The sequence below is a fragment of the uncultured Cocleimonas sp. genome, from assembly GCF_947495625.1.
GTDB lineage: Bacteria > Pseudomonadota > Gammaproteobacteria > Thiotrichales > Thiotrichaceae > Cocleimonas.
Window position 1 is genome coordinate 27155 of record NZ_CANLZW010000020.1, and the last position, 23901, is coordinate 51055.

22 protein-coding genes are annotated in these 23901 nt (G+C 40.4%); 10 read left to right on the top strand and 12 right to left on the bottom strand.

The genetic code is table 11. From position 1 onward, the window contains the following. Nucleotides 1-2: 2 nt before the first annotated feature. Nucleotides 3-749 carry a DUF484 family protein gene (locus Q1A31_RS12160; protein ID WP_299876744.1) on the bottom strand — a complete coding sequence of 249 codons (747 nt, stop codon included), beginning with the start codon at nt 747-749 and terminating at the stop codon, nt 3-5. Between the two features lie 94 nt (nt 750-843). Then, nucleotides 844-1701 carry a diaminopimelate epimerase gene (dapF, locus tag Q1A31_RS12165; protein ID WP_366943016.1) on the bottom strand — a complete coding sequence of 286 codons (858 nt, stop codon included), beginning with the start codon at nt 1699-1701 and terminating at the stop codon, nt 844-846. A 156-nt stretch (nt 1702-1857) separates the two neighbouring features. Here dapF and Q1A31_RS12170 point away from each other — a divergent pair, with 156 nt between their 5' ends. From Q1A31_RS12170 to dacB, 5 genes are all read left to right on the top strand, one after another. Further along, nucleotides 1858-2091, top strand: a complete 234-nt coding sequence (locus tag Q1A31_RS12170) for a sulfurtransferase TusA family protein (protein WP_299876747.1) — start codon at nt 1858-1860, stop codon at nt 2089-2091. A 107-nt stretch (nt 2092-2198) separates the two neighbouring features. Then, nucleotides 2199-3407, top strand: coding sequence for an 8-amino-7-oxononanoate synthase (bioF, locus tag Q1A31_RS12175; protein ID WP_299876750.1), 1209 nt, complete (start codon nt 2199-2201; stop codon nt 3405-3407). Next, entirely contained in the window at nt 3404-5209 is a 1806-nt protein-coding gene (locus Q1A31_RS12180; protein ID WP_299876753.1) for a mechanosensitive ion channel, read from the top strand. Before bioF ends, Q1A31_RS12180 begins: the two co-directional genes overlap by 4 nt. 62 nt (nt 5210-5271) lie before the next feature. After that, the gene (ubiD, locus tag Q1A31_RS12185; RefSeq protein ID WP_299876755.1) at nt 5272-6738 is read left to right on the top strand and encodes a 4-hydroxy-3-polyprenylbenzoate decarboxylase; all 1467 of its coding nucleotides are present in this window, start codon (nt 5272-5274) and stop codon (nt 6736-6738) included. Nucleotides 6739-6915: 177 nt separating this feature from the next. Then, nucleotides 6916-8871: a D-alanyl-D-alanine carboxypeptidase/D-alanyl-D-alanine-endopeptidase gene (gene dacB, locus Q1A31_RS12190; RefSeq protein ID WP_299876759.1), complete on the top strand. Its 1956-nt coding sequence runs from the start codon at nt 6916-6918 to the stop codon at nt 8869-8871. A gap of 119 nt (nt 8872-8990) precedes the next feature. On the opposite strand, the gene ppk2 is transcribed toward dacB, so the two are convergent. Next, a complete protein-coding gene (gene ppk2, locus Q1A31_RS12195; protein ID WP_299876762.1) occupies nt 8991-9950 on the bottom strand; it encodes a polyphosphate kinase 2 in 960 nt (319 codons plus the stop codon). An 83-nt stretch (nt 9951-10033) separates the two neighbouring features. Between ppk2 and Q1A31_RS12200 the strand changes: the two genes are divergently transcribed. Together Q1A31_RS12200 and Q1A31_RS12205 are read left to right on the top strand one after the other, a co-directional pair. After that, nucleotides 10034-10954 (top strand): DNA ligase, encoded by a 921-nt coding sequence (locus Q1A31_RS12200; protein WP_299876765.1) that lies wholly within the window; start codon nt 10034-10036, stop codon nt 10952-10954. Nucleotides 10955-11033: 79 nt separating this feature from the next. After that, nucleotides 11034-11804 (top strand): hypothetical protein, encoded by a 771-nt coding sequence (locus Q1A31_RS12205; RefSeq protein WP_299876769.1) that lies wholly within the window; start codon nt 11034-11036, stop codon nt 11802-11804. 92 nt (nt 11805-11896) lie between these two features. Here Q1A31_RS12205 and Q1A31_RS12210 read toward each other — a convergent pair whose 3' ends face one another. Together Q1A31_RS12210 and Q1A31_RS12215 are read right to left on the bottom strand one after the other, a co-directional pair. Beyond that, nucleotides 11897-12355, bottom strand: coding sequence for a hypothetical protein (locus tag Q1A31_RS12210; protein ID WP_299876774.1), 459 nt, complete (start codon nt 12353-12355; stop codon nt 11897-11899). 248 nt (nt 12356-12603) lie between these two features. Next, nucleotides 12604-13290 (bottom strand): DUF533 domain-containing protein, encoded by a 687-nt coding sequence (locus Q1A31_RS12215; protein ID WP_299876778.1) that lies wholly within the window; start codon nt 13288-13290, stop codon nt 12604-12606. A 258-nt stretch (nt 13291-13548) separates the two neighbouring features. Here Q1A31_RS12215 and Q1A31_RS12220 point away from each other — a divergent pair, with 258 nt between their 5' ends. The 3 genes from Q1A31_RS12220 (at nt 13549) to Q1A31_RS12230 (ending at nt 15789) form a co-directional block, all read left to right on the top strand. After that, entirely contained in the window at nt 13549-14274 is a 726-nt protein-coding gene (locus Q1A31_RS12220; protein ID WP_299876781.1) for a 2OG-Fe dioxygenase family protein, read from the top strand. 198 nt (nt 14275-14472) lie between these two features. After that, a complete protein-coding gene (locus tag Q1A31_RS12225) occupies nt 14473-15258 on the top strand; it encodes a hypothetical protein (RefSeq protein ID WP_299876784.1) in 786 nt (261 codons plus the stop codon). Between the two features lie 264 nt (nt 15259-15522). Next, nucleotides 15523-15789: a hypothetical protein gene (locus Q1A31_RS12230; RefSeq protein WP_299876787.1), complete on the top strand. Its 267-nt coding sequence runs from the start codon at nt 15523-15525 to the stop codon at nt 15787-15789. A 103-nt stretch (nt 15790-15892) separates the two neighbouring features. Here Q1A31_RS12230 and Q1A31_RS12235 read toward each other — a convergent pair whose 3' ends face one another. The 7 genes from Q1A31_RS12235 to Q1A31_RS12265 all read right to left on the bottom strand — a co-directional run bounded on the left by Q1A31_RS12235 (nt 15893) and on the right by Q1A31_RS12265 (nt 23857). Next, entirely contained in the window at nt 15893-17071 is a 1179-nt protein-coding gene (locus tag Q1A31_RS12235) for a hypothetical protein (protein ID WP_299876790.1), read from the bottom strand. Between the two features lie 90 nt (nt 17072-17161). Beyond that, entirely contained in the window at nt 17162-17587 is a 426-nt protein-coding gene (locus tag Q1A31_RS12240; protein ID WP_299876793.1) for a heme-binding protein, read from the bottom strand. A 180-nt stretch (nt 17588-17767) separates the two neighbouring features. Further along, nucleotides 17768-20233, bottom strand: coding sequence for a glycerol-3-phosphate 1-O-acyltransferase PlsB (plsB, locus tag Q1A31_RS12245; protein WP_299876796.1), 2466 nt, complete (start codon nt 20231-20233; stop codon nt 17768-17770). 84 nt (nt 20234-20317) lie between these two features. Continuing rightward, nucleotides 20318-21337 carry a M14 family metallopeptidase gene (locus tag Q1A31_RS12250; protein ID WP_299876799.1) on the bottom strand — a complete coding sequence of 340 codons (1020 nt, stop codon included), beginning with the start codon at nt 21335-21337 and terminating at the stop codon, nt 20318-20320. A 29-nt stretch (nt 21338-21366) separates the two neighbouring features. Further along, the gene (locus Q1A31_RS12255; RefSeq protein ID WP_299876802.1) at nt 21367-22782 is read right to left on the bottom strand and encodes a glutamate--cysteine ligase; all 1416 of its coding nucleotides are present in this window, start codon (nt 22780-22782) and stop codon (nt 21367-21369) included. 176 nt (nt 22783-22958) lie between these two features. Continuing rightward, nucleotides 22959-23597 carry a lipoyl(octanoyl) transferase LipB gene (lipB, locus tag Q1A31_RS12260; RefSeq protein ID WP_299876805.1) on the bottom strand — a complete coding sequence of 213 codons (639 nt, stop codon included), beginning with the start codon at nt 23595-23597 and terminating at the stop codon, nt 22959-22961. Further along, nucleotides 23585-23857: a YbeD family protein gene (locus Q1A31_RS12265; RefSeq protein ID WP_299876807.1), complete on the bottom strand. Its 273-nt coding sequence runs from the start codon at nt 23855-23857 to the stop codon at nt 23585-23587. The genes lipB and Q1A31_RS12265 overlap by 13 nt, the downstream gene beginning before the upstream one ends. Nucleotides 23858-23901: the final 44 nt, after the last annotated feature.

The following is a 23901-nucleotide window of genomic DNA, read 5'->3' on the forward strand; positions in this document are numbered from 1 at the left end:
GATTACTGATTTAGTTTCGGTAAATGGTAAGTGATGCTGGTAGAAATTAGCTCACCTAAATGACTGATAAATACAGTGCCCATTCCAGGGTGGAAACGGCTTTCGTCTTCACTACCAAGCGCTAATATACCGATGTTTTCTGCGCCGAATAATGGGACTAGCGCTGCAGAATTAACCTTGTCAGCCTGTTTTTCAAACAAGAAGGCTTGCTGCTCTTCTTTCATGTGACCACAAATAGGTTTTTTAGATTTGAAGAGGTTATCAAAGCTTTTCAGGTTTTCGTTGCTTGATGAGATAAAGTGCATGGTGTCATCGCCACCAATGATTTTTAGTGTGACAAAATCGGCATTAAAATCTTCACGAAGTACATCCTGACAGGTACCAATAACATCGTCGATACCGTCGGCGCGCATTAATTCGAGTGTGAAACGTTGTAAGCGCGTAACAATTTGCTCATTACCACGAGCCGTTCTGATCAGACCATTCAGTTGCTCTTCAAGGTCACGGCTTTTTTCACGAAGTATCGCAACTTGACGCTCAATAAGCGATGCTGTTCCCGCCCCATGAGGTACTTGAATCTGTGATAACACATCAGTGTGACGCTGGAAGAAATCAGGGTGTGAAGCTAAATACTTGGCAATAACGGACTCATCCATCATTGCATCGGCCATTATCGCGTCAGCGGATGAAGTGTCTGTGCTTTTTTCATCATTCTCTTTCGCAGATTTAGATGTTTCGCCGGTACTCATTAATAAAGCTCCCTAAGATTTCTTTGTAGGTTTAATTGGATTTTGAATATGGTTTTTATGTGGAACATGGCTATTAACCTATGTGACCAAAAATTTACAGTGAAATCATTCCCTTGAACACCGTAGCTGTTGGTCCGCTCATCATAACTGGATTTGCATCTCCTGCCCAGCTAATTGATAAATTGCCGCCGAGCAAATTTACATCAACATCATTATCCAAATGCCCCATAACTATGCCAGCAACTACTGCTGCACAGGCTCCTGTGCCACAAGCCTGGGTTTCGCCAACGCCACGTTCGTACACACGAAGTTTGATATTTTGTCGGTCGAGTACTTGCATAAAACCTACGTTTACCGAGTTAGGGAAGTAACTGCTTTGCTGAATTGCTTTGCCTAATTCTTCAACCGCTGCGGCTTGTGTGTCATCAACAACTATAACAGCGTGCGGATTACCCATAGAGACTGCACCTATCTCAATGTTCTGTTGATTGATTTGAATAGGGTAGGCTCTTTGTTGAAGGTTTTCTGCTTTGTCTTCATTGCCTGCGTTAGCAATAAAAGGGATTTGTGCTGGCTCTAGAATAGGTGCGCCCATATCGACAGTGACGTTACCATTCTCTTCGACATTTAAAATTAGCCGGCCGTTTTTAGTGATGACTGAAATTTCATTTTTATCTATTAAGCCTTCATTTTGAACAAAATGTGCAAAACAGCGTGCGCCATTTCCACATTGTTCAACTTCGCCACCATCAGAATTAAATATTCGATAGCGAAAGTCTGTGCCTTCAACATCAGACTTTTCGACCAGCAATAATTGATCGCAGCCAATGCCTAATTTACGATCTGAAATGAAACGCACTTGCTCTGGAGTTAGGTTAATTGCCTGATTTATGCCGTTGATAACAACAAAGTCATTTCCGAGGCCATGCATTTTTGTAAAGTTAATATTCATTGTGCTATCTGTCTAATTGCCTTGAATAAACGTAATTAATTCCTATATTACAATTATGGTGTCACGTTTGACATACAAAGTTGATGCAGAAATAGAAATTTAATGATAAAGTACGCGACAATATCAGCTTTCACTAATATAGAATAGGAGAATATAATGAGTGATTTTAACGAAGAATTAGACGCACGTGGACTTAATTGCCCTTTACCAATTTTACGTGCTAAAAAAGCAATTAATGGATTAGAGAATGGCGAAACTTTAAAAATCATTGCAACTGACCCTGGTTCAGTTAAAGATTTCGAAGCGTTTTGTAAGCAGACTGGTAACGAGTTAGTGTCTACTGCTGAAGATGGTAGCGAGTTCACTTTCTTTATCAAGAAAGCTGGCTAAAAAAAACTAATTATTTCCCGCTAGAAATGATTTAGTAAAAAGCACCTTCGGGTGCTTTTTTTTTATCTTCAGATTACACTGTAATATTTTAGGCTTACATTGTAACAATGAAAAATGATCCAAAATTAATACAGGCTTTCTTAAAAGAAAAACAACAGCAACACTTATATCGTAAGCCGCGTATTAGTGAATCCGCACAACATCCATTAATGCAGATTGATGGTGATAAATATTTAACCTTTTGCAGTAATGACTATCTAGGGCTGGCCAATCATCCTGATTTGATCAATGCTTTCAAACAAGCGGCTGATAAATATGGGGTTGGGAGTGGTTCAGCACACCTAATTAATGGTCATTCAATTGAGCATCAAAAATTAGAAGAAGAATTAGCTGTATTTACCGGACGAGATCGAGCTTTGCTTTTTTCAACGGGTTATATGGCAAATCTGGGAACGGTAAACGCACTATTAGATCGGGGTGATTCTTTATTCGCTGATCGATTAAACCATGCGTCTTTAATAGATGCGGGTTTGCTTTCTAACGCTAAAATGAAACGCTATGCGCATGCAGATGTGGGAGCACTCGAAAAACTCTTTAAAAAACTACCGAGTACTCAACAAAAAGATAGTTTCACCAATAGCATGATTTTGACTGATGGCGTTTTTAGTATGGATGGTGATGAAGCACCACTGCAAGATCTCGCAACAGTAGCAAAGAAATATCAAGCCTGGTTGATGGTAGATGATGCGCATGGTTTTGGCGTGCTGGGTAAAACCGGAGCAGGTCAGCTACAGCAGGATAATCTTTCACAAGATGACGTGCCTGTTCTGATGGCAACGTTAGGTAAAGCAGCAGGAACCGCAGGTGCATTTGTCGCAGGCAGTGAGGATTTGATAGAATATCTGACACAAACCGCGCGTACTTTTATCTTTACTACAGCAATGCCACCGAGCATTGCGGCAGCGACGCGTGCTAGTTTAAAAGTAATTGCAGAAGAAAGCTGGCGTCGAGAAAAATTGAATGCCCTAATCAATCAATTTAAGCAAGGGGCCGAACAATTGGGTATTGAATTAATGCCTTCCAATACAGCCATTCAACCTATTTTACTCGGTAGTACAGAACGCTCATTAAAACTAAGCAAGGCCTTATCTGATCAGGGTATACTGGTTTCTGCCATACGACCGCCTACGGTACCCGAAGGCCAATCTAGATTAAGAGTAACATTTTCTGCAAGCCACACCGATAAACAGGTAGAGCAACTTTTAACCGCATTGGAAAATGCCTTTCATGAAAATAACAGGAATACACACGAATGATCGCAACTAGTTTATTTATAACTAGCTCAGCTACTAGCAAAATAGTCAGAAAAGTAAACGGTATAGTTTCTAACTGGCTAGAAGTTTTTCAACGTCTGTTTTTAGCCTTTTGTGTGTTTTGCTTGCTCTTATCTGGAGCACCTGTTTTCGCAGAAAGTCATACAAAAACGGATGAAAATATAACGGAAAAAGTTGAAGTTCCTTCAGTTGAAGCGACTAAAGAGGAAATAAAACTAGGTCTTACCCAACAAACACTCTCTACGATGCTGGATTTTCTGGAGCTGCAAGAACGACTAAAAAATGATCTTGTTCTTTTACAAAAAGAATTAAAAACGGCTAAATCGGAAACCGAGACTGCCGAACTAAAAGCTGAAATCAAAACGATAGAAGATAAACTAAAAGACACTAAGGGTAATATTGAAAACATTGCGGCTGATACAGATTTGGGGGCATTAGAATCTGTTGAAGCAAAGCCTTTTGATCTGCAAAAAGAAATAATGGCGTTACTTGAACCTGCTTTAAAGGAGATGAAGTACGCAACCAATGATGTTCGGAAAAAATCTGATCTTCGCGAAAAGATAGATTATTTTAGTAAGAGAGAGCCAATCGTAAAAGAAGCTTTAGCCAATATTGCAGAATTAAACAAAGCAAATAAGAATCCCAAAATAGCTAAAGCATTAGAAGAAATGAATGACAACTGGTCTAAGCAGTTAGTTTTTATTCAAAGTGAGCTTAAGGCGAAGCAGTTGCAACTAGAAAAACTCGTTGCGGAAGAAACAACCTTTTTAAATAAGTCAGAGAGCTTCTTTAAGAATTTTTTCCAGCGACGTGGCTGGGTATTAATACAAGCGCTTCTTTCTATTATCGGGATACTCATATTGTCCCGGTTAATTCATTCAGTCCTAACTAAAACAGTAAAAGGGTACCGCGCTCAATATCGCAGTGTGCAACTTCGCGTTATTGATTTGATGCATCGTATTGGAACTTTGCTATTCCTCATTATTGGGCCGATGGTGGTGTTTTACCTAGCTGAAGACTGGGTGTTATTTAGTTTGGGTGTACTATTTTTAATCGCATTTGCCTGGAAGTTAGGTCAGGCAATTCCAAGATATTGGTCGCAATTGGAATTGTTTTTGAATGTTGGTCCAGTGCGAGAAGGTGAAAGACTTTTATTGTATGAAATCCCCTGGCGAGTTAAAAATATCAATATGTATTCGGTTCTGGAAAACCCCGTAGCTGATCTTACTCTGCGTTTAGATATCAATGATTTAGTCGATTTACGTTCGCGACAAATCGTACCGGGTGAGCCCTGGTTTCCCTGTAAGCAAGGTGATTGGGTCATTCTGAAAGATGGATTGCGCGGAAAAGTCATTGGTATTTCATTGGAGCTGGTACAACTTATCCAGCGCGGTGGCGCAGTGTCAACCTATCAGATGGATACTTTTTTATCGTTATCCCCATTAAATATGTCAAAGAGTTTTCGTGTTAAGGAAACGTTTGGCGTTTCTTACAAGCATCAAAAAGAAAGCACCACTGATATTGTTCAGAAACTGAAATTCATCATCAATAAACGCGCTGTAGACGAAGGATATGAAGATCATATTCAGAGCATTAATGTAGAATTCGAATCAGCTGCTGAGTCCTCTTTGAATCTGGTTGTGATTGCCGACTTTAAAGGTGAGGTTGCTGATATTTCTAATCGTTTGCGTCGTTCCATTCAACGTTGGTGTGTTGATGCTGCGACTGAGAATGGCTGGGAAATTCCGTTTCCACAACTCACAGTACACAGAGAAGATAATTAGATAGTTAAGTCATCGTATCCATATTAATTAACACACCCCCCTACTTATAGGCACTTTTTTAAATGAAATATAAAGACCTGCGTGATTTTATTAAACAACTTGAGTCTCAAGGAGAATTAAAAAGAATCACGGCTGAGATTGATCCTAATCTGGAAATGACTGAAATTTGTGATCGTACATTGCGTGCGGGTGGACCTGCATTGTTGTTTGAAAATCCTAAAGGCTTTGATGCACCAGTTTTAGGTAACCTGTTTGGTACGCCAGAGCGCGTGGCAATGGGGATGGGGGAAGATTCAGTATCGGCGTTGCGTGACGTGGGCAAATTATTAGCGAGTTTAAAGGAACCGTCACCGCCAAAGGGAATCAAAGACGCACTAAGCTCGATTCCCAAATACAAAAAAGTATTGGATATGGCTCCGAAAAAGGTGAAGAAAGCTGCCTGCCAAACTCATGTGATTGAAGGCGATGATGTCGATTTATCCAAACTGCCGATTCAAACCTGTTGGCCGGGAGATGTTGCTCCGCTTATCACCTGGGGTCTAGTTATCACCAAGGGGCCGAATAAATCTCGTCAGAATTTAGGTATTTATCGACAACAGGTAATTGGTAAAAACCGGGTAATCATGCGTTGGTTATCGCATCGTGGTGGTGCACTAGATTTTAGAGATTGGTTGGAAAGTCATCCGGGAGAACCTTTCCCAATTTCCGTTGCCTTAGGCGCTGATCCGGCAACCATTTTAGGTGCGGTGACACCGGTTCCTGATACCTTGTCTGAATACGCATTTGCTGGTTTGTTGCGAGGTTCTCGAACTGAAGTAACCAAATGTATAGGTAATGATTTACAAGTGCCAGCCTCGGCAGAATACGTGCTAGAAGGCTTTTTATATCCTGATGATATGGCGGATGAAGGCCCCTATGGCGATCACACGGGGTATTACAATGAAGTCGAACGTTTTCCTGTGTTCACTATAGAACGAATCACACATCGCGAAGACCCTATTTATCACAGTACCTATACGGGTAGACCACCTGATGAGCCAGCTATGTTGGGCGTTGCGCTCAATGAGGTGTTTGTGCCTATCTTACAAAAGCAGTTTCCTGAGATTGTAGATTTCTATTTACCGCCAGAAGGCTGTTCGTATCGCATGGCCGTGGTGAGTATGAAGAAACAGTACCCGGGCCATGCAAAGCGCGTGATGATGGGTGTCTGGTCATTCTTAAGACAATTTATGTACACCAAGTTTGTGATCGTGGTAGATGATGATATCAACACGCGTAACTGGGAAGATGTTATCTGGGCGATGACTACCCGCATGGATCCTGTGCGAGATACCACCATGATTGAAAATACCCCGATTGATTATCTTGATTTTGCCTCACCAGTGTCTGGTTTGGGTTCAAAAATGGGCTTTGATGCTACCAATAAATGGCCTGGTGAAACCAGCCGTGAATGGGGAGAGCCTATCGTGATGGATCAAGCGGTAAAGGACAAAGTAGATCAGATTTGGGATGATTTAGGTATAGATTAATCACAGGATAAACTTTCTCCTTAAGCTTCCCTTAAGGCTTAATATGTAATACTCTCCATAAGGCTTGGAATTTATTAATAATAATTAACTGAAGTCCGTTAAAGAATTAAGCCAAATCAAGATAAGAATAATAATTCAAATAAATTATCGTCGAGAAAATAATATTAAGGTGTGAATATGAAATTTGAGAAAATCTTTCTCATTTTGCTTGGGTCTGTTTTTACTATTGTTTTGTCTACTCCTGCGCGCGCAGCAGAAAAGCTTAGCTCAATGGAAGCGGTTTGGAATGCTGTAGGTGTAACACCCAATGCAAATCCTGTTGCGCAAAAGAAAGCCGCCCCTAAAACAAACAAAGCAAATAACTCTCAGGCAGAAGCCAAACTCGCACGTCAACGTGCTATGTGGAGAGCGAAATGGGAAGCACAACAACGTGCTAAAAAGAACAAGAATGCTACCGTTGCAAAAGCAGCAGCAAAACCCGTGTGGAAAAAGCCCGTTGCTGCGCCCGCAAAAGCGCCCGTCAAACAATTGGCAAAACAACAGGCACCAAAGCCTTTAACCAGAGAGCAATATATCTGGCGCTGGAAACAGCAGCAGCTGAAGGAAAAGCAACTTGCTGGCGGTAACGCTCCTGCAAAAAGAGCTCCTGCACAAAGACCAGCAACTAACAAAATACCTTCGTTTACAAACGCAGATATTAATACCGTATTAAATGGACGCGCGCCATTAACGTCCAAAAGAACTGCTTTTCGTCAAAACAAACAACCTGCCGCAATAAGCTCATTGCCGTTTGCAGTAAAGAACAAACTTCATGCTGCAAAACTAAGCTCCAATGGTATGAGTGCTTATGTTCAGGATGTGAATTCACCTAGACCTTTACTGGGTCATCAAGCGACAACTTCTAGAGTACCAGCATCAGTAATGAAGTTAATTACTTCTTATGCTGCTTTAGGAGCACTAGGACCAAAATATCGTTGGCCTTTAGATGTTTATACCAAGGGCCAGGTCCGCGGTGGAACATTACAGGGTGACCTCATTATTAAGGGTTATGGCTCTCCAGAGTTTAAACAAGCAGAATTGCGTAAAGTGTTGCAGGGTATTCGCAACAAAGGCATTAGAAATGTTTCTGGTCGCGTGGTGTTCGATAACACCTACTTCAATGTTCCGAATCAGGGTTCATTTGATGGCAAATCTCAATCTGCCTATAACGCACAGCCAGATGCATTGTTGTACAACGAGCGTCTAAGCAGTTTTCAGATACGATCTACTGGAAAGCGTGTGCATGTAAGTACTACGACGCCAACACATAATTTAAAAATTGTGAATAATATGCGTACCACTAAAAGAGGGTGTAGACCGCATATCAAAGTGTCTAAGCGAGGGGTGCAAACCGTTGTAACATTTAGCGGTCGCTTCTCCAGACGTTGTGGTACTAGAAGCTACCATCGTGTCATTAGTCGTCCGGCTGAAATGATCTATGGTGCGATGCAGGCGATGTGGAAGCGTGATGTCGGTGGTAAATTAAATACTCGCTTTGCTATGGGTAAAGCGCCTGCAAACGCTAGACCACTACTAAGAACCTACTCTCGTACTTTGGCTGAAATCTTGCCAAGCATTGATAAAGACAGTAATAACGTGATGGCTCGCCAAGTGATGTTGACCATTGGCGCGAAATCAACAGGGCAGGGCACGCAACGTAGTGGTGCAAATGCAATTGGTACCTGGTTGGCTTCGCGTGGATTAAACTTTCCCGAATTACGCATTGAGAATGGTTCTGGTTTAAGCCGAACTGCGCGTATTAGTGCAAGACATGTTGGTGATTTACTTGTTGATGCATATCGCAGCCCATTCAGAAATATATTGATGCAATCACTAGCAGTTGCGGGTGTTGATGGCACCATGAAAAGACGCTTGAAAGGCACTGGTGTTAGAGGTCGAGGCTTCTTTAAAACTGGGACTCTACGTGACGTGCGCAGTATCGCTGGTTATGTCAAAGCGGCAGATGGTAAAACTTATGTAATGGCTATTCTGCATAATGATCCACGCGCCAAACGCAGAGCATTAGCGGCTCATGATAAATTGATTGAGTGGGTTTATTCAGGTGGTCGAAGTCATAATGTGGCTATGAGATAGATTTTTATTCACTGTCTATAATATTTAAACACATATAAAAAAACGCCTATAAGAAGGGGGGTGACCTAAATAAAGTCACCCCCCTACTTATAGGCGTTTTTTTATTAAATAGAGTGTGTTTACGCTTTAAACTTACCTTTCTTGAGTCTGTCAGCTTCCATTGTTTCTATCTCTCTTGCGCCTGAAACTACAATATCCGGGTCAGGAATATAATCCAAATCAGGATTGGAGCGTTTATAAGGAACGCTGTTCAAAATTACTTTCAATGTATTCAAGCGCGCCGCATTTTTGTCATTAGAACGGACAATCACCCAGGGAGCTGCTGAAGTATGCGAACGTTTCAGCATTTCGTATTTTGCGTTGGTAAATTCATCCCAATGTTCCTGTGCCTGAATATCAACTTCAGATAGTTTCCACTGTCTTAAGGGGTCGGTTTTTCTGCGTTCAAAACGTTTAGCCTGTTCATCTTTAGTCACACTAAAATAGAGTTTTACCAATATCGTACCTTGGCGCACTAAATCTTTTTCGAAGCCAACCACACCCTTCATAAAACTTTTGTGCTCTTCTGGGGTACAAAAACCTAATACGGGCTCTACCATTGCGCGGTTGTACCAGCTCCGGTCAAATAAAACCAATTCACCACCATGCGGGAATTGCTCGACGTAACGCTGAAAATACCATTGTGAGCGTTGTTCTTTAGTGGGTTTGCCTAAAGCGACAAGACGATAATGTTTTTCATTCATATATCGTGCAACACGTCGAATAGTTCCGCCTTTTCCTGACGCATCGCGACCTTCAAAAAGGATGATCATGCGTTTATTGGTATCTTCAAGGTATTTCTGTAAAGCGATTAATTCTGCTTGAAATGGCTTCAGTGTTTTTTCTATTTTGTATTTTCTATCAGCTTTATGTTGGCTTTTTGTTAGCGCTTCAATTTGTTGTTGAAGATCAAGAATCTGTTGTTCTTGAGAAACCTCAGCGGTAATGTCTTGAGTTCCAAGGTTTTCAGCAATTACTGGATCTGGATTGGAGTTTAGATCGACTATCTTTTCATTGCTAGAATCATTATTTGCAGACATTATATTCTCCCTAATTATTACTTTTTGAGGCTTCGGGCTTTTTTAGATGTGCCCTAGAAAGTCATCATAACGAATATCAGTATATGCACCAAATTAAGTTTTTAATATGTGTCGTGTTTGTCTTAATTGGCGTTTGGGGGAACCCTCTATACGCTAAAAGTTCTTCTAAACCATCTCTCATGTTAGCGAATGTCTACCACGAAGGTATTGATCTAAATCAGTATTGGGTTAGCGAGAAGTATGATGGCGTGCGTGCTTTATGGGATGGGGAGAAGTTTTTATCTAGAGGTGGCAATATCTATCATGCCCCAAACTGGTTTATACGCGATTTCCCAAAACAGAAACTCGATGGTGAACTGTGGATAGCTCGACAACGATTTGAATTACTGGTCAGTACCGTAAGAGATCAGCAACCCGATCATAGCGCCTGGAAAAGAGTTAAATTCATGGTTTTTGATATGCCAGAACTGTCTAGACCAGGATTATCAATGAAAGAGGAAGCGATGGATTTTGATTCACGGATTCTTCATATAAACAAAGTGATTAAACAAGCCAATATAGAATGGTTGCAAGCAGTAAAGCAGTGGAAGGTTGCGAGTCACGAAGAGCTTATGCAAGAGTTGGCTACGATCACAGCTGCTGGAGCAGAAGGTTTAATGCTACATCTTGGCTCCTCTTTGTATAAAGGTAAACGCACTGGTGATTTATTAAAAGTTAAACCTTATGAAGATGCAGAAGCTGTTGTTATTGCTCATATTCCGGGCAAAGGAAAATACACCAATAAAATGGGTGCGCTTCTGGTAGAGACTGTTCCAAAGACAGGTACGCAAATCACGCAGCAGAAAATTCGTTTCAAACTGGGTACCGGTTTTAGTGATGAAGAACGTCTTAATCCCCCACAAATTGGAGATATTGTTACTTTTCAATACAGAGGAAAAACTAAAAATAATGTTCCTCGTTTCGCGTCATTCCTAAGAATTAGAAAGACTAAAAATAATAAATAGTTTACAAAATAAGAATATTAGGATAATCTAATATACATATTTTAATAATCCCCTTTATCAAATTCTAGGAAGGTAACAAATGAGAACTCAAATAATTTTAGCTACAGCATTAATTGCATTATCGGCGACGACAACTGCATCTGCAGATTGGTTTGATGGTTTTAATAACGGTACTGGAAACGGCAACGCTTACGGTAACGCAGCTGGAAATACTTCAGGCAACGGCAAAATTGATGGACAAACAGCCGCAAAAGGAAATGGCTGGGGTACTGGCAAAGGCAATGCTGATGGCGAGATGGATTTTGCTATTAATTTTAAAGCAAAAGGAAAAACCGATGTAAATACCCAAGGTAATTTACAAGCAGAAGGCACAGGTAAGGGTAATGCAGATGGCCGTGGAAATGTAGACGGAACAACAGCTGCGAACACTTACGGAAACACTATGACTAATACAGGTTCTAATGGTGGTGCTTATAACATGCCGTGGAACAACAACAGTGCGAATGGTAACGGTTTCACAATGCCATGGAATAACAATAATAATGGTTACAGAGGCAATAACTTCAACATGCCTTGGAATAACAACAACGGATATAACGGAAATAATTTCAATATGCCGTGGAATAATAGCAACGGTAACGGTTTTACCATGCCTTGGAACAATAATAACGGCAATAGCTTTAACATGCCGTGGAACAACAATAATGGCAATGGTTTCAATATGCCATGGAACAATAACAACAGTAATGGATTCACGATGCCATGGAACAATAATAATTCTAATTATTACTATCCTCCGCAGCCTCAGGGATACAAATTTGCTCCAATACCTACTGTTCCAGCTAATTAATCTTAACCAGAGATTTTATAATCAGTTTTATGGGGAGCATCCCAAAAAAATAGCCGCTAATGCGGCTATTTTTTTATTTGTTTTTAGATAAACTACTCGGGACTATTTGGAGTAGCGCTTTTACTTTGTTCCGGTGCCTTTTGCATCGTGGCTTGGTGCACTGGGTTTTCTGATGCTGGTTCTTTTGGGGTTATCTTAAAGAATCTCGCTATGCGATAAGAGAGTTTTTTCTCTTTCTCCATCTCCAATACTTTTTCGTAAGCAATCTCATTGACTGTTTTGTCTAATTCTCGATCATAGACTTTATTGAAGTGATCAAATTCGATATCGACCACTTTTTTGTGTCGATCACTGAAAAGGTTTTCTATTAGTGGAAGTTCGCGTTTACTTTGTGATGATATACCTTGTGGCTGTCCATTCTTATCCAGAAAGGTCATGCCAGTCACTCTTCGACAACCGCCATTTTCGTCAACCAAATGAAAAGTCATCTTACCTGTAGAATCAGAACACACTTCTTCTTCTATCTTTTCGATCATAAATGTTTTTAACATATCTCTGCTCTAAATTTGCGCTACGAATTATTATTATTAGGCTTGTAACTTCGATTGTAGGTATTTACGGGTTAAATACAAATGTGACTGACGAATGGTAATTCAAGATTTATATTAAATGAAAACATACGGGGATTTTAGAAAATGACTTATATAAGAAAAAGCCAGATAAAAAATGCTCTGAGAAGCATGATGGCTTACTCAGAGCATGGTCGTACTTTGTAAAGATAAGAGTTACACGTCATTCATTACGAATAAAGAGCAGGAGCGCCTAATTTTTCATGAATCTGGTTGCACGCCTGATTAGAGATATTCAAGCCTTTCGCTAACTCATCAAGGAATTTAGCTTCGTGATTAGAATCCAGGTCAATCGCTAACAGCGCCATGAAATAAACTTGTTCTTCCATTCCGCGCGGTACACTCTGGATTAAACCTTGTGTATCTAAAGGAGATTCTAGTTCCTGACGAACGAATGCGATTTCTTCTGGCGTTGCGTCGCCAAGGTGCTCAGTGATTTTACGCTTTTCTTCATCATCCAACACGCCATCAGATTTAGCTGCGCTAATCATCGCTCGTAACATGACTTCAGCCTGGTTATCTTGTTCTGTACTTGCTTCTGGATCATTACCATTTAACGCGTTATTCAATAAATCTCCAAGACCACCGCCAGATTGTGAATTGTTGCTTCCACCTAGAGAATCAAGAATTCCACCTAGACCTCCACCACTGCCAGAATTTCCTGCGAGACCACCTAATAAGCCACCAAGGCCGCCGCCTGTACTGCCAGAATTAGAGCTGTTACCGCCAGTAAGACTGCCAAGTAAACCACCTAAACCACCACCGCTGCTACTTCCGCTTCCGCCCATCATTTTGCCAACGCCTTTAGCAACGATAACGCCCATAGCGACTTTTCCTAATGTACCCATTAAACTCATTTGATCATCTCCTTTATAATTATGAATAGTTGTTGTAAACACTACTTTCATTTAGATAGTAGCAGCGAGACTCAAAATGGATTGATATTTTTTATTTTTTATTAGATTCAATAAAAAAAGCCCCCAAAGGTGGGGGGTGTCTTTGATTTACATTGTTTACGAGATACGGCAGTAAGCGATAACAAATAGTCTTAACTGTATCTGTACTGTACTAGGATACAGCGGTAATATTCCGTATTGCTTAAAAAGAATCATTCAATGAAACCCATAGACATTCAAAAAGATTTAAAGTCAGAAGGCTTTTGCTTGCTACAAGGCTTGAATATTACTAATTCTCAATGGAGTGATTGGTTAAAAAAACATGATATTGACCTAACTACCTTCCAACAAAGCTGGAATGACCTGCCAGAGGATAAATTTTTAAGTGATGGAGGACACTATCGTTTTCGACGTTATTCGGTGTTTAACTGGTATGACAATGGCAAGTTAGAATTATTACCGCACGAGCCGCATTACCAAAGTACTTACCGGAATAATATGAATGGTGGTATCTACCGCGAATTCGAAGCGTTTAAGGATGCTACGGTAAAAAGCCCAGTCTTAGAAAAACTGATTCGATTAGTCACCAAAGAAATTAGTTTTAATAACGAAAAACAATGGCGCGTCCAGGCGCATCAGTTTCGAATCGTAGCGAGCGCTGAGGAAGCGGGAAATCCTACTCCTGAAGGTATTCATCGTGATGGCGCTGACTTTATCCTGATTATGGTGCTCGAACGTCATAACATTACTGGTGGTGTGAATCACATTTACGATGATGATCAACGTTTAGTGTTTGGTAGTGTACTGACAGAAAAGGGTGATGCCGTACTAATTGATGACAGAATGGTATGGCATGGCGTGAGTGAAGTTTATCCTATTGATGAAAGCAAACCCGCATATCGAGATGTTCTGGTGCTGACATTTCATAATCAAGTGAAGAGCTGATCTGACGGTTCTTTATTCAATGGTTTTTTCATTGCATCGATTTAAATTCCTTAAAGTACATAAGTAAATAAAGAATAAATTAAAATAATACGGTAGACTGAAAATGCAAATCGTCATAGTCAGAGCTTGGGAGTGGCTATAATTTTTTTATAAGTTTAATGGCATATCCTAACGATATGTATACAGGAGATTTCAACAATGTTCGGACTATTTGACAAATTAAAAGATATGTTTTCAGGTGCCGCTGAAAAAACCATAGACGCAGCTTCCGAGGCTGCTAATTCAGCCATAGATACTGCTGCGGATGCTGCCAGTAGTGTCACTGATGTGGCAAAAGATGCCGTATCAAATGCAGTAGATACAGCCACTGAAGTCGCGTCAAGTGCAACAGATATAGCTAGCGATGCTGCTAGTGCTGCAACAGATGCGGCTAGTAATGTAACCAGTGCCGCGACAGATGCTGTATCGAACGTGACAGATACCGTTGGAGATTTGGCAAGTTCAGCAGTAGATGCAGCTACAGATGCAGCCAGTGGTGCTGTTGATGCAGCCACAAACGCGGCTTCAGGCGCAATGGATGCCGCAGGCGATGTGGCAAGTAGTGCAACAGATATTGCAGGTGATGCTATGAATAGTGCCACAGATGCAGTCACTGATGCTGTGAGTCATGTAACGGATGCTGCTGGTGATGTCGCATCAAGTGTGACAGATACGGTGACAGAGTCCGTAAGTAATGCAAGCAATGCAGTAGGGGATATGGCCTCATCGGTTACAGATTCTGTGACAGATGCAGGCAAAGCCGCCTTAGACTCAGCAGTAGAAGCGGCAAGTTCAGTTTCAGAAACGGCCGGTGATATAGCAGGAAGCGTTGCAGATGCAGGTAAGTCAGCGATGGATACAGCTACAGATATGGCAAAAAACGCGGTTGATGGCCTGACTGATACTGATTTAACAGATGCTGAGATAACCGAAAAAGACGCTTAATTATCATAAAAATGACTAGTAACTTTATGTTTTAATTTTAGTTACACAAAGAAGAGTAAATATTTTTTACTCTTTTTTTTGAATTTTTTTACTGTTTATGAATCTATATGATGAGATCTGGCGTATACAGGGGTAAGTTAGTTGGTCTACTTATCATTTTAATCTTTGATAAGGCGAACTTGGATTACCCCGAATAATCTTTTGTTAGATTCAAATAACTTTAAATAATTATCAACAACAACTTATCACTAGAGGATCATTAAAATGACACAAGTAAAGAAATTATCTGGCGTAGCATTAGCATCAGCGGCAGCAGCACTTATATTAGGTGGCGTTAACACAGCATCAGCTGCGTCTCATAGCAAAACTGCAGAAGTTAAATGTTCTGGAATTAACTCGTGTAAGGGAACTAGTGCATGTGCGACAGCAACTTCTGCATGTGCAGGTCAAAATAGCTGTAAAGCTCAGGGTTGGATAAAAGTATCTGCTGAAGAATGCACAGAAAAAGGCGGAACAGTTGTTGAAGGTTAATTAGAGCCTAACAGCGTTAAAATTAAGAGCCCTGATAGGCGATATGCTTATCGGGGCTTTTTATTGTCTGAAATTAACTAATAGTTAATCTCAATTCTCTAGTTTATTGACAAACAGAACCAATATTTTGCACAAGATACTTCATTGCTCTTTCTTGTTCAGAGTCCTGACTCGCGCCTTCTATGTGATATGAAGAGTAAAACACACAGCCTGAGTTGCTATTTTCTCTCCAGCCGACGGTGATAGGATGAATACCTGAATAAGTGCTACTAAGAGAAGTAATATCTCCTTCAACAAATGTTGTAACATCTGAGGCAACAGTATCAATCGCTGACCATACAGATAGGTCAAATTCAACTTCCATAGTGCTTCCCACTACTGATTGTAAACCTGCAGTTGTTACATCTGCTTCTATGGTACCTGTTGATGTTGCATTTCCCGCAAAATTTACTTTTCCCGGGAAGGCACTTGATAACCAACTGCTAGAAAGGTCAGAGAAATACACATGACCGCCATCATCCACAAAATCTTGAACAACCGTGTTTACTCCAGAAACATTGCCGTAATCAGCGGAGCAGTTAATAAAGAGTGAGTCGTAATTAAATAAATCATTGGACGAAAAGAAAGCGGATGCTTCTTCGGCTGAATTAATTTCATCATCGAGTACAAGCAGCCCTTTGTTTTCACAATCTGCACTACCTCTAGCACTTTCTGGTGATCCAGTTGCGTAGTTAAATGGGTTTCCTGAGCCATCCGATAAGGTACAGTCTTTTAATTGTGATAACAAAACCTGTACGCCATCAAAAGCGCCTGGTACGACAACCCATTTATTACTGTTGTCACTTTCTAGTGGCTGGCTACCCGCTTCTGTAACTGAGCCTGGTGAAACTGTCGTGTCTACGGTTGCGTCAACAAAACCAGGAAGACTAATGAGGAGGCTGACTGCTCCATTAACACCTTCAGGGAGTAAACAAACATAGTCTCCCGCAACATCGGTTAAACAAACATCAGGGTCTTCTACGCCTCTAGCAGATGCACCGCTAGGTTTAGCACCATCATCAAGTAAGGTGACTTCTGCATTTATTAATGGGGTGACACCATCACTGGCTAACGCTGTTCCACAAACCACCGCTTGTGTTGAATTGATTGTGTCGCACTCAGAAAGTCCTGATACGTCCCTTGATTCAGGTTCGTCGTTGCTACTGCTGGAGCCTCCTCCTCCGCAAGCAGATAAACCGAGAGTTATTAAGCTAATTCCAAACAGTTGATTGATGCGTTTCATTTAAACTCCTTTTATATAAATGATTGTGATCTAAGTCATAGTACATTATTAATAAGTCTGAATATAAAAAATAATTTAATAATGAAAGGTTTAGCGATTAGTAAGGAAATAATCTATTCCCGCTTGTGCAACTTCCATGTCTTGTTGAGGCGTTCCTGAACTCGCACCGATGCCGCCTACAAACTCTTCATCAATTACAACAGGTATTCCACCTCCAACTGAGCTTATACGACCGCCACATTCTGTATGAATACCAAAAGCAAGACTTCCCGGGACATTTGCAGCATTGTATTCATGGGTTGCTTTGCGTGCGGCTCCGGCAGTGAAAGCTTTATCCTGAGCGATACTAATACTGTGTGTTTTACCGCCATTCATACGTTCGAACGAAATTAGATTTCCTGATTCATCGGTGACCGCAATACACATAGGAATACCTATTTCATTGGCTTTGTCACGTGCGCCTTTGATGAGCAGGTTAGCATCATCAATATCAAGCCTTGTAATTGTTAGCATCATGATTCTCCTTGAGAGTTCCAGCAAAATTGATTTGTTTTTTATAGAATGTATTAACTACTGTTCTATATCTATTGTAGTAAGTGTTTGTAAACACACCCCCCTACTTTTAGGCACTTTTTAATAAAAAGTGCCTAAAAGTAGGGGGGTGACTTAATCTTATTAAATTATCTTTAAATAGTATTATTCACCAATCATTTGCAGGATGTTAGCTCGCATTTGCTTAGGTAATAGCAGCCGAATTCGTTTATCTGTTTTGTGAAAGACTTCATTGTATTGAAGTTGCTCCGTATCAAACTCACGTAAGTAATCGATATGAATAAGCGTTTCAATGAAGTTAGCAATGAGATGTTTGTCTGAATAATCTGGCGAGTTGATTTCGTGAATCATCGCTACTCGCTGAGACATCAAAATACATTCATCGACTAATTTTTGTTTACTGATGGTGGTTGATTCTTCTTTTTTAGAACCTCTAGAGAGTAAAGCAAGTGTGAGGTAATAGACTTCGAGAACGGGTGAAATGACCTTCGCTAGAAGTGTTAATTGCGTAAACGCTTTGGTATTTGGCGAAGGACGAGAGTAGTTGTGTTTGTCCTTGTCTTGAATGAGTAAGCCCGACTCAACTAGTTGATCTAATACTTTGGTAATCACATCTTCGAGTTCTGTTTTATCCCACGCTAAAAATAACTCTTTCTGAATAAAAGGGTAGGCAAGTGAAGCCAAGCTAACAATTTCATCTTTTGTCATCGAGCGCACATTAAAAAAGCAGCAACTGATAATGGAAGGTAGCGCTAATAGATGAAGAATATTATTGCGATAGTAGGTCATTGAAACCGCTTGTTTGCTATTCAGATAAATAATATCGCCAAGCTCATGAGGACGCCTTTTGACCATCTTTAGTGATTCCGCATGGCTGATTTGATCTTTACCCGTACGAGGGGTGATGATTATTTTTTCCGAATATCCAAGAGATTGAATCAGTGTTTTATAAGTTTCCAGTTGATGATCTAAATCCTTTTCATCCATGCTTTGATTTGAAGCGGCAAGCAACACGCTTGCTATCAGGTTAATCGAGTTAACCGTTGCCGCCTGGTTAATTCTAGTCATTATCTGTTCGGATAAATTGACCACAATATCTCTGGTCCAGACAGGACGTGAATCGTCATCATAACTTGCGGAAGCCCAATCCGGCTGCTGATGATCCAGAATATTATTCAGAAAAACAGGTTTACCAAAATTAGTCGAAACCTTGCCGTATTCACCACGTATTTTAAGGATTGATTTCACCGAGTTAATAAAAGTTTCGCTCTTTTTATCTTCCCCAGATAATTCTGCTTGATAGGCTTTGCTTTCAAGCAGTTTCTCATAGCCAATATAAACAGGAATAAATGCAACGGGTCGTTTACGGTATTTTAGGAAGCCACGCACGGTCATTGATAACATTCCAGGCTTTGCCTGTAATAAGCGACCCGTTCGACTTCTGCCTCCTTCGACAAAGTATTCAATCGCAATGCCTTTTGCGATTAACTCAGCAACATATTCAAACATCACCGTTGAATAGAGTTCATTGCCCTTGAAGCTGCGACGAATAAAGAAAGCGCCACCACCGCGTAATATCGAACCAATCACTGGCATGTTTAGATTTTTACCCGCAGCGATATAAGGAATGGCTAGGCCTTCAAAATAGATTACATAAGAAAGTAATAGGTAATCAATGTGACTGCGGTGACAAGGAACATAAACCAATTCATGGCTTAGAGCGAGGCTCTTCAGGTACTCACTATTATTGACTTCGATGCCCGAATAAAAACGATTCCAGAAAGACGATAGCGCGCGTTGCATAACCTGAATGGTGACATTAGTGCAGTTTGCGACGATTTCATTTAGATAGCGTCTTGCTTGAAGAGCGGCTTTATATTCAGTGATATTGTCTTCGGTGCTTCTTTTGCTGATTGCCGTTTGCACTGCTGGTTTTAAAATCAAATCGCGAACCAGAGTTCGTTTATGCGAGATATCTGGACCGAGTGTGGCACTTCTGATTTTCTTTAATCGATTGGCTAATGTGTCTTGCAAAGAATCTATGACTTCATCATCAGAGCGGATACTGGCAGGGTTGCTGCGATAGCTGATGATTTCTGAATATTGGATAAAGGTATTGCGTCCGTGAAATAGGACTCTGAAAAAAGTACGGGTTCTGCCAGCCAAGCCCCATGAATCTGAAAATAACACCTGCAACCAGTGTTTTTGTGTGGCGACTGGTCTGCCCCAGAAAATCTGTACGGGTATGAATTGTATTTCCTGTTCTGGGTAATCGTTGAGCGTTTCGATAATGCCCCGTAACATTCGAGAGCGCTTTGGTTGGTTCTGCAACCAGGCTTTAAACGGTTCTCTAGGGGCGATGGTATAAACGGAATGCCACGCATGTAACTCGGGTATTGCAATTTTTGCTAATGGCGCTTCAAGGCCCAATCGTTTGCATTGCTCTTCCAGAACCAGAAGGTTGGTCCATGAGCGTGTTTCTAAGACATAAATTACCGGCAAATCAGGATTGATATCCAGTTGCTCAATTTTATTGGGGATGACTTCTGTCTTAAGCCAAAGATATAAAACTTTGCGGCCGATGTAATTAAAAGTAGTTCTTAAACTCATAACACATAGTATAGAAAAAACTTGCTACTAATGTATTTCTTAATGTGTCTGTTAAATGAGCAGTCCTGAATTATTCCTGCTCATTTATGGCCTTAATTCAATTCTTTCCATCAGATAACAAAGGCAATCCTGGCGAATCACATTTTCATCTAAGGTCAGCATCGCCGGCATCATTGGTTTACTTAATACAATCTGGTTATTTTTTTTGGTGAAATAATGATCGCTAACGACTTGTTCATGGTCGTCTAAAGCTTCCAGACAGGCTTTATCGGCATTTTGTATTTGTCCAAAAACCGTTTCTTCTGTTAATTCTGAAAAATTCATACTATCAAGTTTGGTATCAAATAAAATATCTGCTGATTTTTCAGTAAAACTAAACGTGCATGTTTTAGGCACCGTAACTCTGGCGACAGTTTGGAAAACATCTATGTCGTTGGTATTTAAATGCGTTGAATTCAGACTTTCCATGTGTAATACAGTATCGAGATAATCTGTTGCATGCTCTATGCCTTGGGGTAGATGAGGCTGGCCACACTCAAGAGTGATAGCTGGGCATAGTTTAGCCATAGCCATTGATTGCACGCCTTTAGGCGTCTCAAAAAATACTACCGTGCGCGAAAACAGTGATGCTAGATACAAATACTCATCTTCAAGTGAATTGATGCAACCATAGTGTGGGTTCTTTCCGGTGTTATTGTGCACATCAATGCTGGCAAATGGTTTCTGTTTTGCTACTTCATCCACGACATTCTGCATTAAACGGGTTTCATCACATTCAGGGTGGTCGGTACCTGGCCATACCCGGTTGTAATCTGGCTGGTCTTTTAATCTTCTGACGCCTTCTTTACAGGCTGCGATATTGCCAAAAAAGATGCTCACTGATCTTGGTAATTCCTTATCCTGATACTTTTTTAAAAGCTCTTGAATAGCTATAAAACCAGTATCTTCATTTGCGTGTAAAAGCACTGAAATAAATAACGGATTTTCCTTAACTCCTTTTAAATTTAGCAGAGTAGGTTGGTCAAAAATCTGTTGAATATCCTTGGAACTGGCAAGATCTAATAGCCCATCAGGTATTTCGTTGATGATATTTAGTTTAAGCATGATTTATCTATCTTTGATTTTTAAGTAATTTAGTTGTGTGCCCAAGTGTGAACGGGTTGTCCAATGTGTTGTAAAGCAAGGTAATCAGCGGTCATTTTTGTTAAATCGCCATGATGTTGATTGAGATGATAAATTTGCCACACAGAGCCTGTTTGACCGCTAATGGTACGCTCTTTTATGATATTAAGATAATGATCGATTGATGCTTGTTCAAGGTCTAATTGTTGTAAACCTTGTTCAGCCAAAGGGATTAGTTTATCGACAATTAACTGTTGCAAACTGTCCCCAGAATAAGTGTTACCTTCCCAGTTTATTTCCCCTTGTAATCCATATTGAGCCGCTTCATAGAAATTATTTTTAGCGGTTTCAAAAGGCATTTTTTCCTGATTGGATATGCGTTCCATAATGCTTTGTGTCAGGCCATAGAAAAACGTAGCATTCGCCATCATGTCTGAAACGGTCGGCCCTGCGGGAAGAATACGATGCTCAATTCTGATATGAGGTGTTCCATCAGGGTCAAAGCCAACCAAAGGTCTATTCCAGCGCCAGATTACACCATTATGTAAGCTTAGATGTTTGAAGTCCTTTGGCTGACTATTGAATATCATGGGTAAAAACACGGAATAATCATTCAGGTTTTCCTCAAAACATTCAAGGATGGAAGATTCTGCGTAGCCAGAACCGAAGCTAACCCTTTGTTTGCCTCCTGTTTCTATCGCTTGTTCGAATAGAGGAATACGGGTTTCATGCCAGAGTTTGTCCCCAAAGAGTACGGGCGAATTCCCCGCAATAGCCATAATGGGGGCAGATGCAATAATCGAAGCATTGTAATAATGATGGGCTTGTTTCCATGGTGTCTGTATATGGATTTGAAAAGAGGTGGTAGCGGCTTCAATCATTACCGAGTGTTTGGTTAAATGACAGTGATCTTCGCCGTTAATATCAAGATGTAACGGTTTATTATTGCGTGCATTAAGAACGATTTCATTAAGCGCTTCGTAACGTTTCATTGAAGACATATTTTCCAGACAAAAATCATCTGCAACAGCAGTGGGAAGCGTGCCTATAAGAATTATATTTGATTTGAGTTTTTCTGTGACTGCATCAGCTTCTGATAAAACAGTGCGAATTTCGGATTCAAACTCTTTTAGTGAATTACCTGTGAGAGGTAAAGGAGTGTTATTTAATTCTATATTAAACTTTGCCAATTCAGGCGTAGCTAATGGATTATCGAATAAATCAAAGAATTCGTTATTGATAGGTGCTGGTCGTAAAGACTTGTCCACCAGCCAGGCTTCTATTTCAAACCCTCCCATAGGTTTATGTGAAGAAAACTCCCCAGCCTCAAACTGTTTCTTCAACAGTTTTGTTTCTTCAATCAAGAGTTCTTTAAAGCATTTGCTTTCTTCACTGGTAAAATGTGAATGCGATATTTCCTGACCCATACTTCACTCCTCCTTAAACTATGTATCCTCAGAGATGCGGATACGTTTGAAAAAGAATAACTTTTTAGCTTGTGTATAAATCAGTTTAAGATGTTGTGAAACAAATTTGTAGAATAAGTGGTGATTAATTGACCTGAAAGAGCTTCTTATTGTTGATTCTAGCTGATAATTTCGCGTTATTTACTTTCTGAGGCTTTAATAATTTCTGATTTTATAATTGAATTCAGCATTTCAGAGAGCACTGGCATTGAGTCTTTGATGCCTAAATCTACGCATTGCGTAATTTCGAGTCCTTCATAACCGCAAGGATTTATGTATTGAAAGGGTGTTAAATCCATTTCAACATTTAAACTTAATCCGTGTGTGGTTCGACCTTTAGATACTCGAAGTCCCAATGCCGCAATCTTCTTCTTGTCGACATATACCCCAGGTGCTTTTGCATCGCTATAGGCTGTGATTTGATAATCGGCTAATAGTTCAATAATGCAATTTTCAATTAAAGTAACTAATTGACGAATACCCATGCTTCTTCGATGTAAATCGAGCAAAAGATAAATCACTATTTGCCCTGGGCCGTGGTAGGTAACTTGGCCGCCTCGGTCAACTTTAACAATAGGAATAGAAGTTTCTTGGAGAATGTGATGTTCTTTGCCGTTTCTACCTAGTGTGAAAGTAGGGGGGTGTTCTACGATCCAGATTTCATCAGGGGTATTTTGATCTCGAGTTTGAGTGAAGTCTTTCATCGACTCCCAAACGCTTTCGTAATCAGTTAACCCTAATTGTTTGGTGATTATACTATTGACTAGAGTGCCCAAACTACCAGCTCGTGATTAGTAAGATCTTGATATAGCGCATCCAGCTGTGGCTTATTTTTGGCATGAATGTTTAACGTCAAACTCACGTATTTTCCTGTTTTACTGGTATTTTGTTTCGTATGACTGGGGTCAAAATCCGGATCGTGAGCTTGTACTATTTTTTCAACGGCAGAATGGAATTCCGGTATTGCTGCACCCATAACTTTAACGGGAAATTCACAAGGAAATTCAATCAGTGTTTCTTCATCTCGCACGGACATTTTTACTACTCGATATTTGTTTACTTAAGTTGAGACTTAAAAGC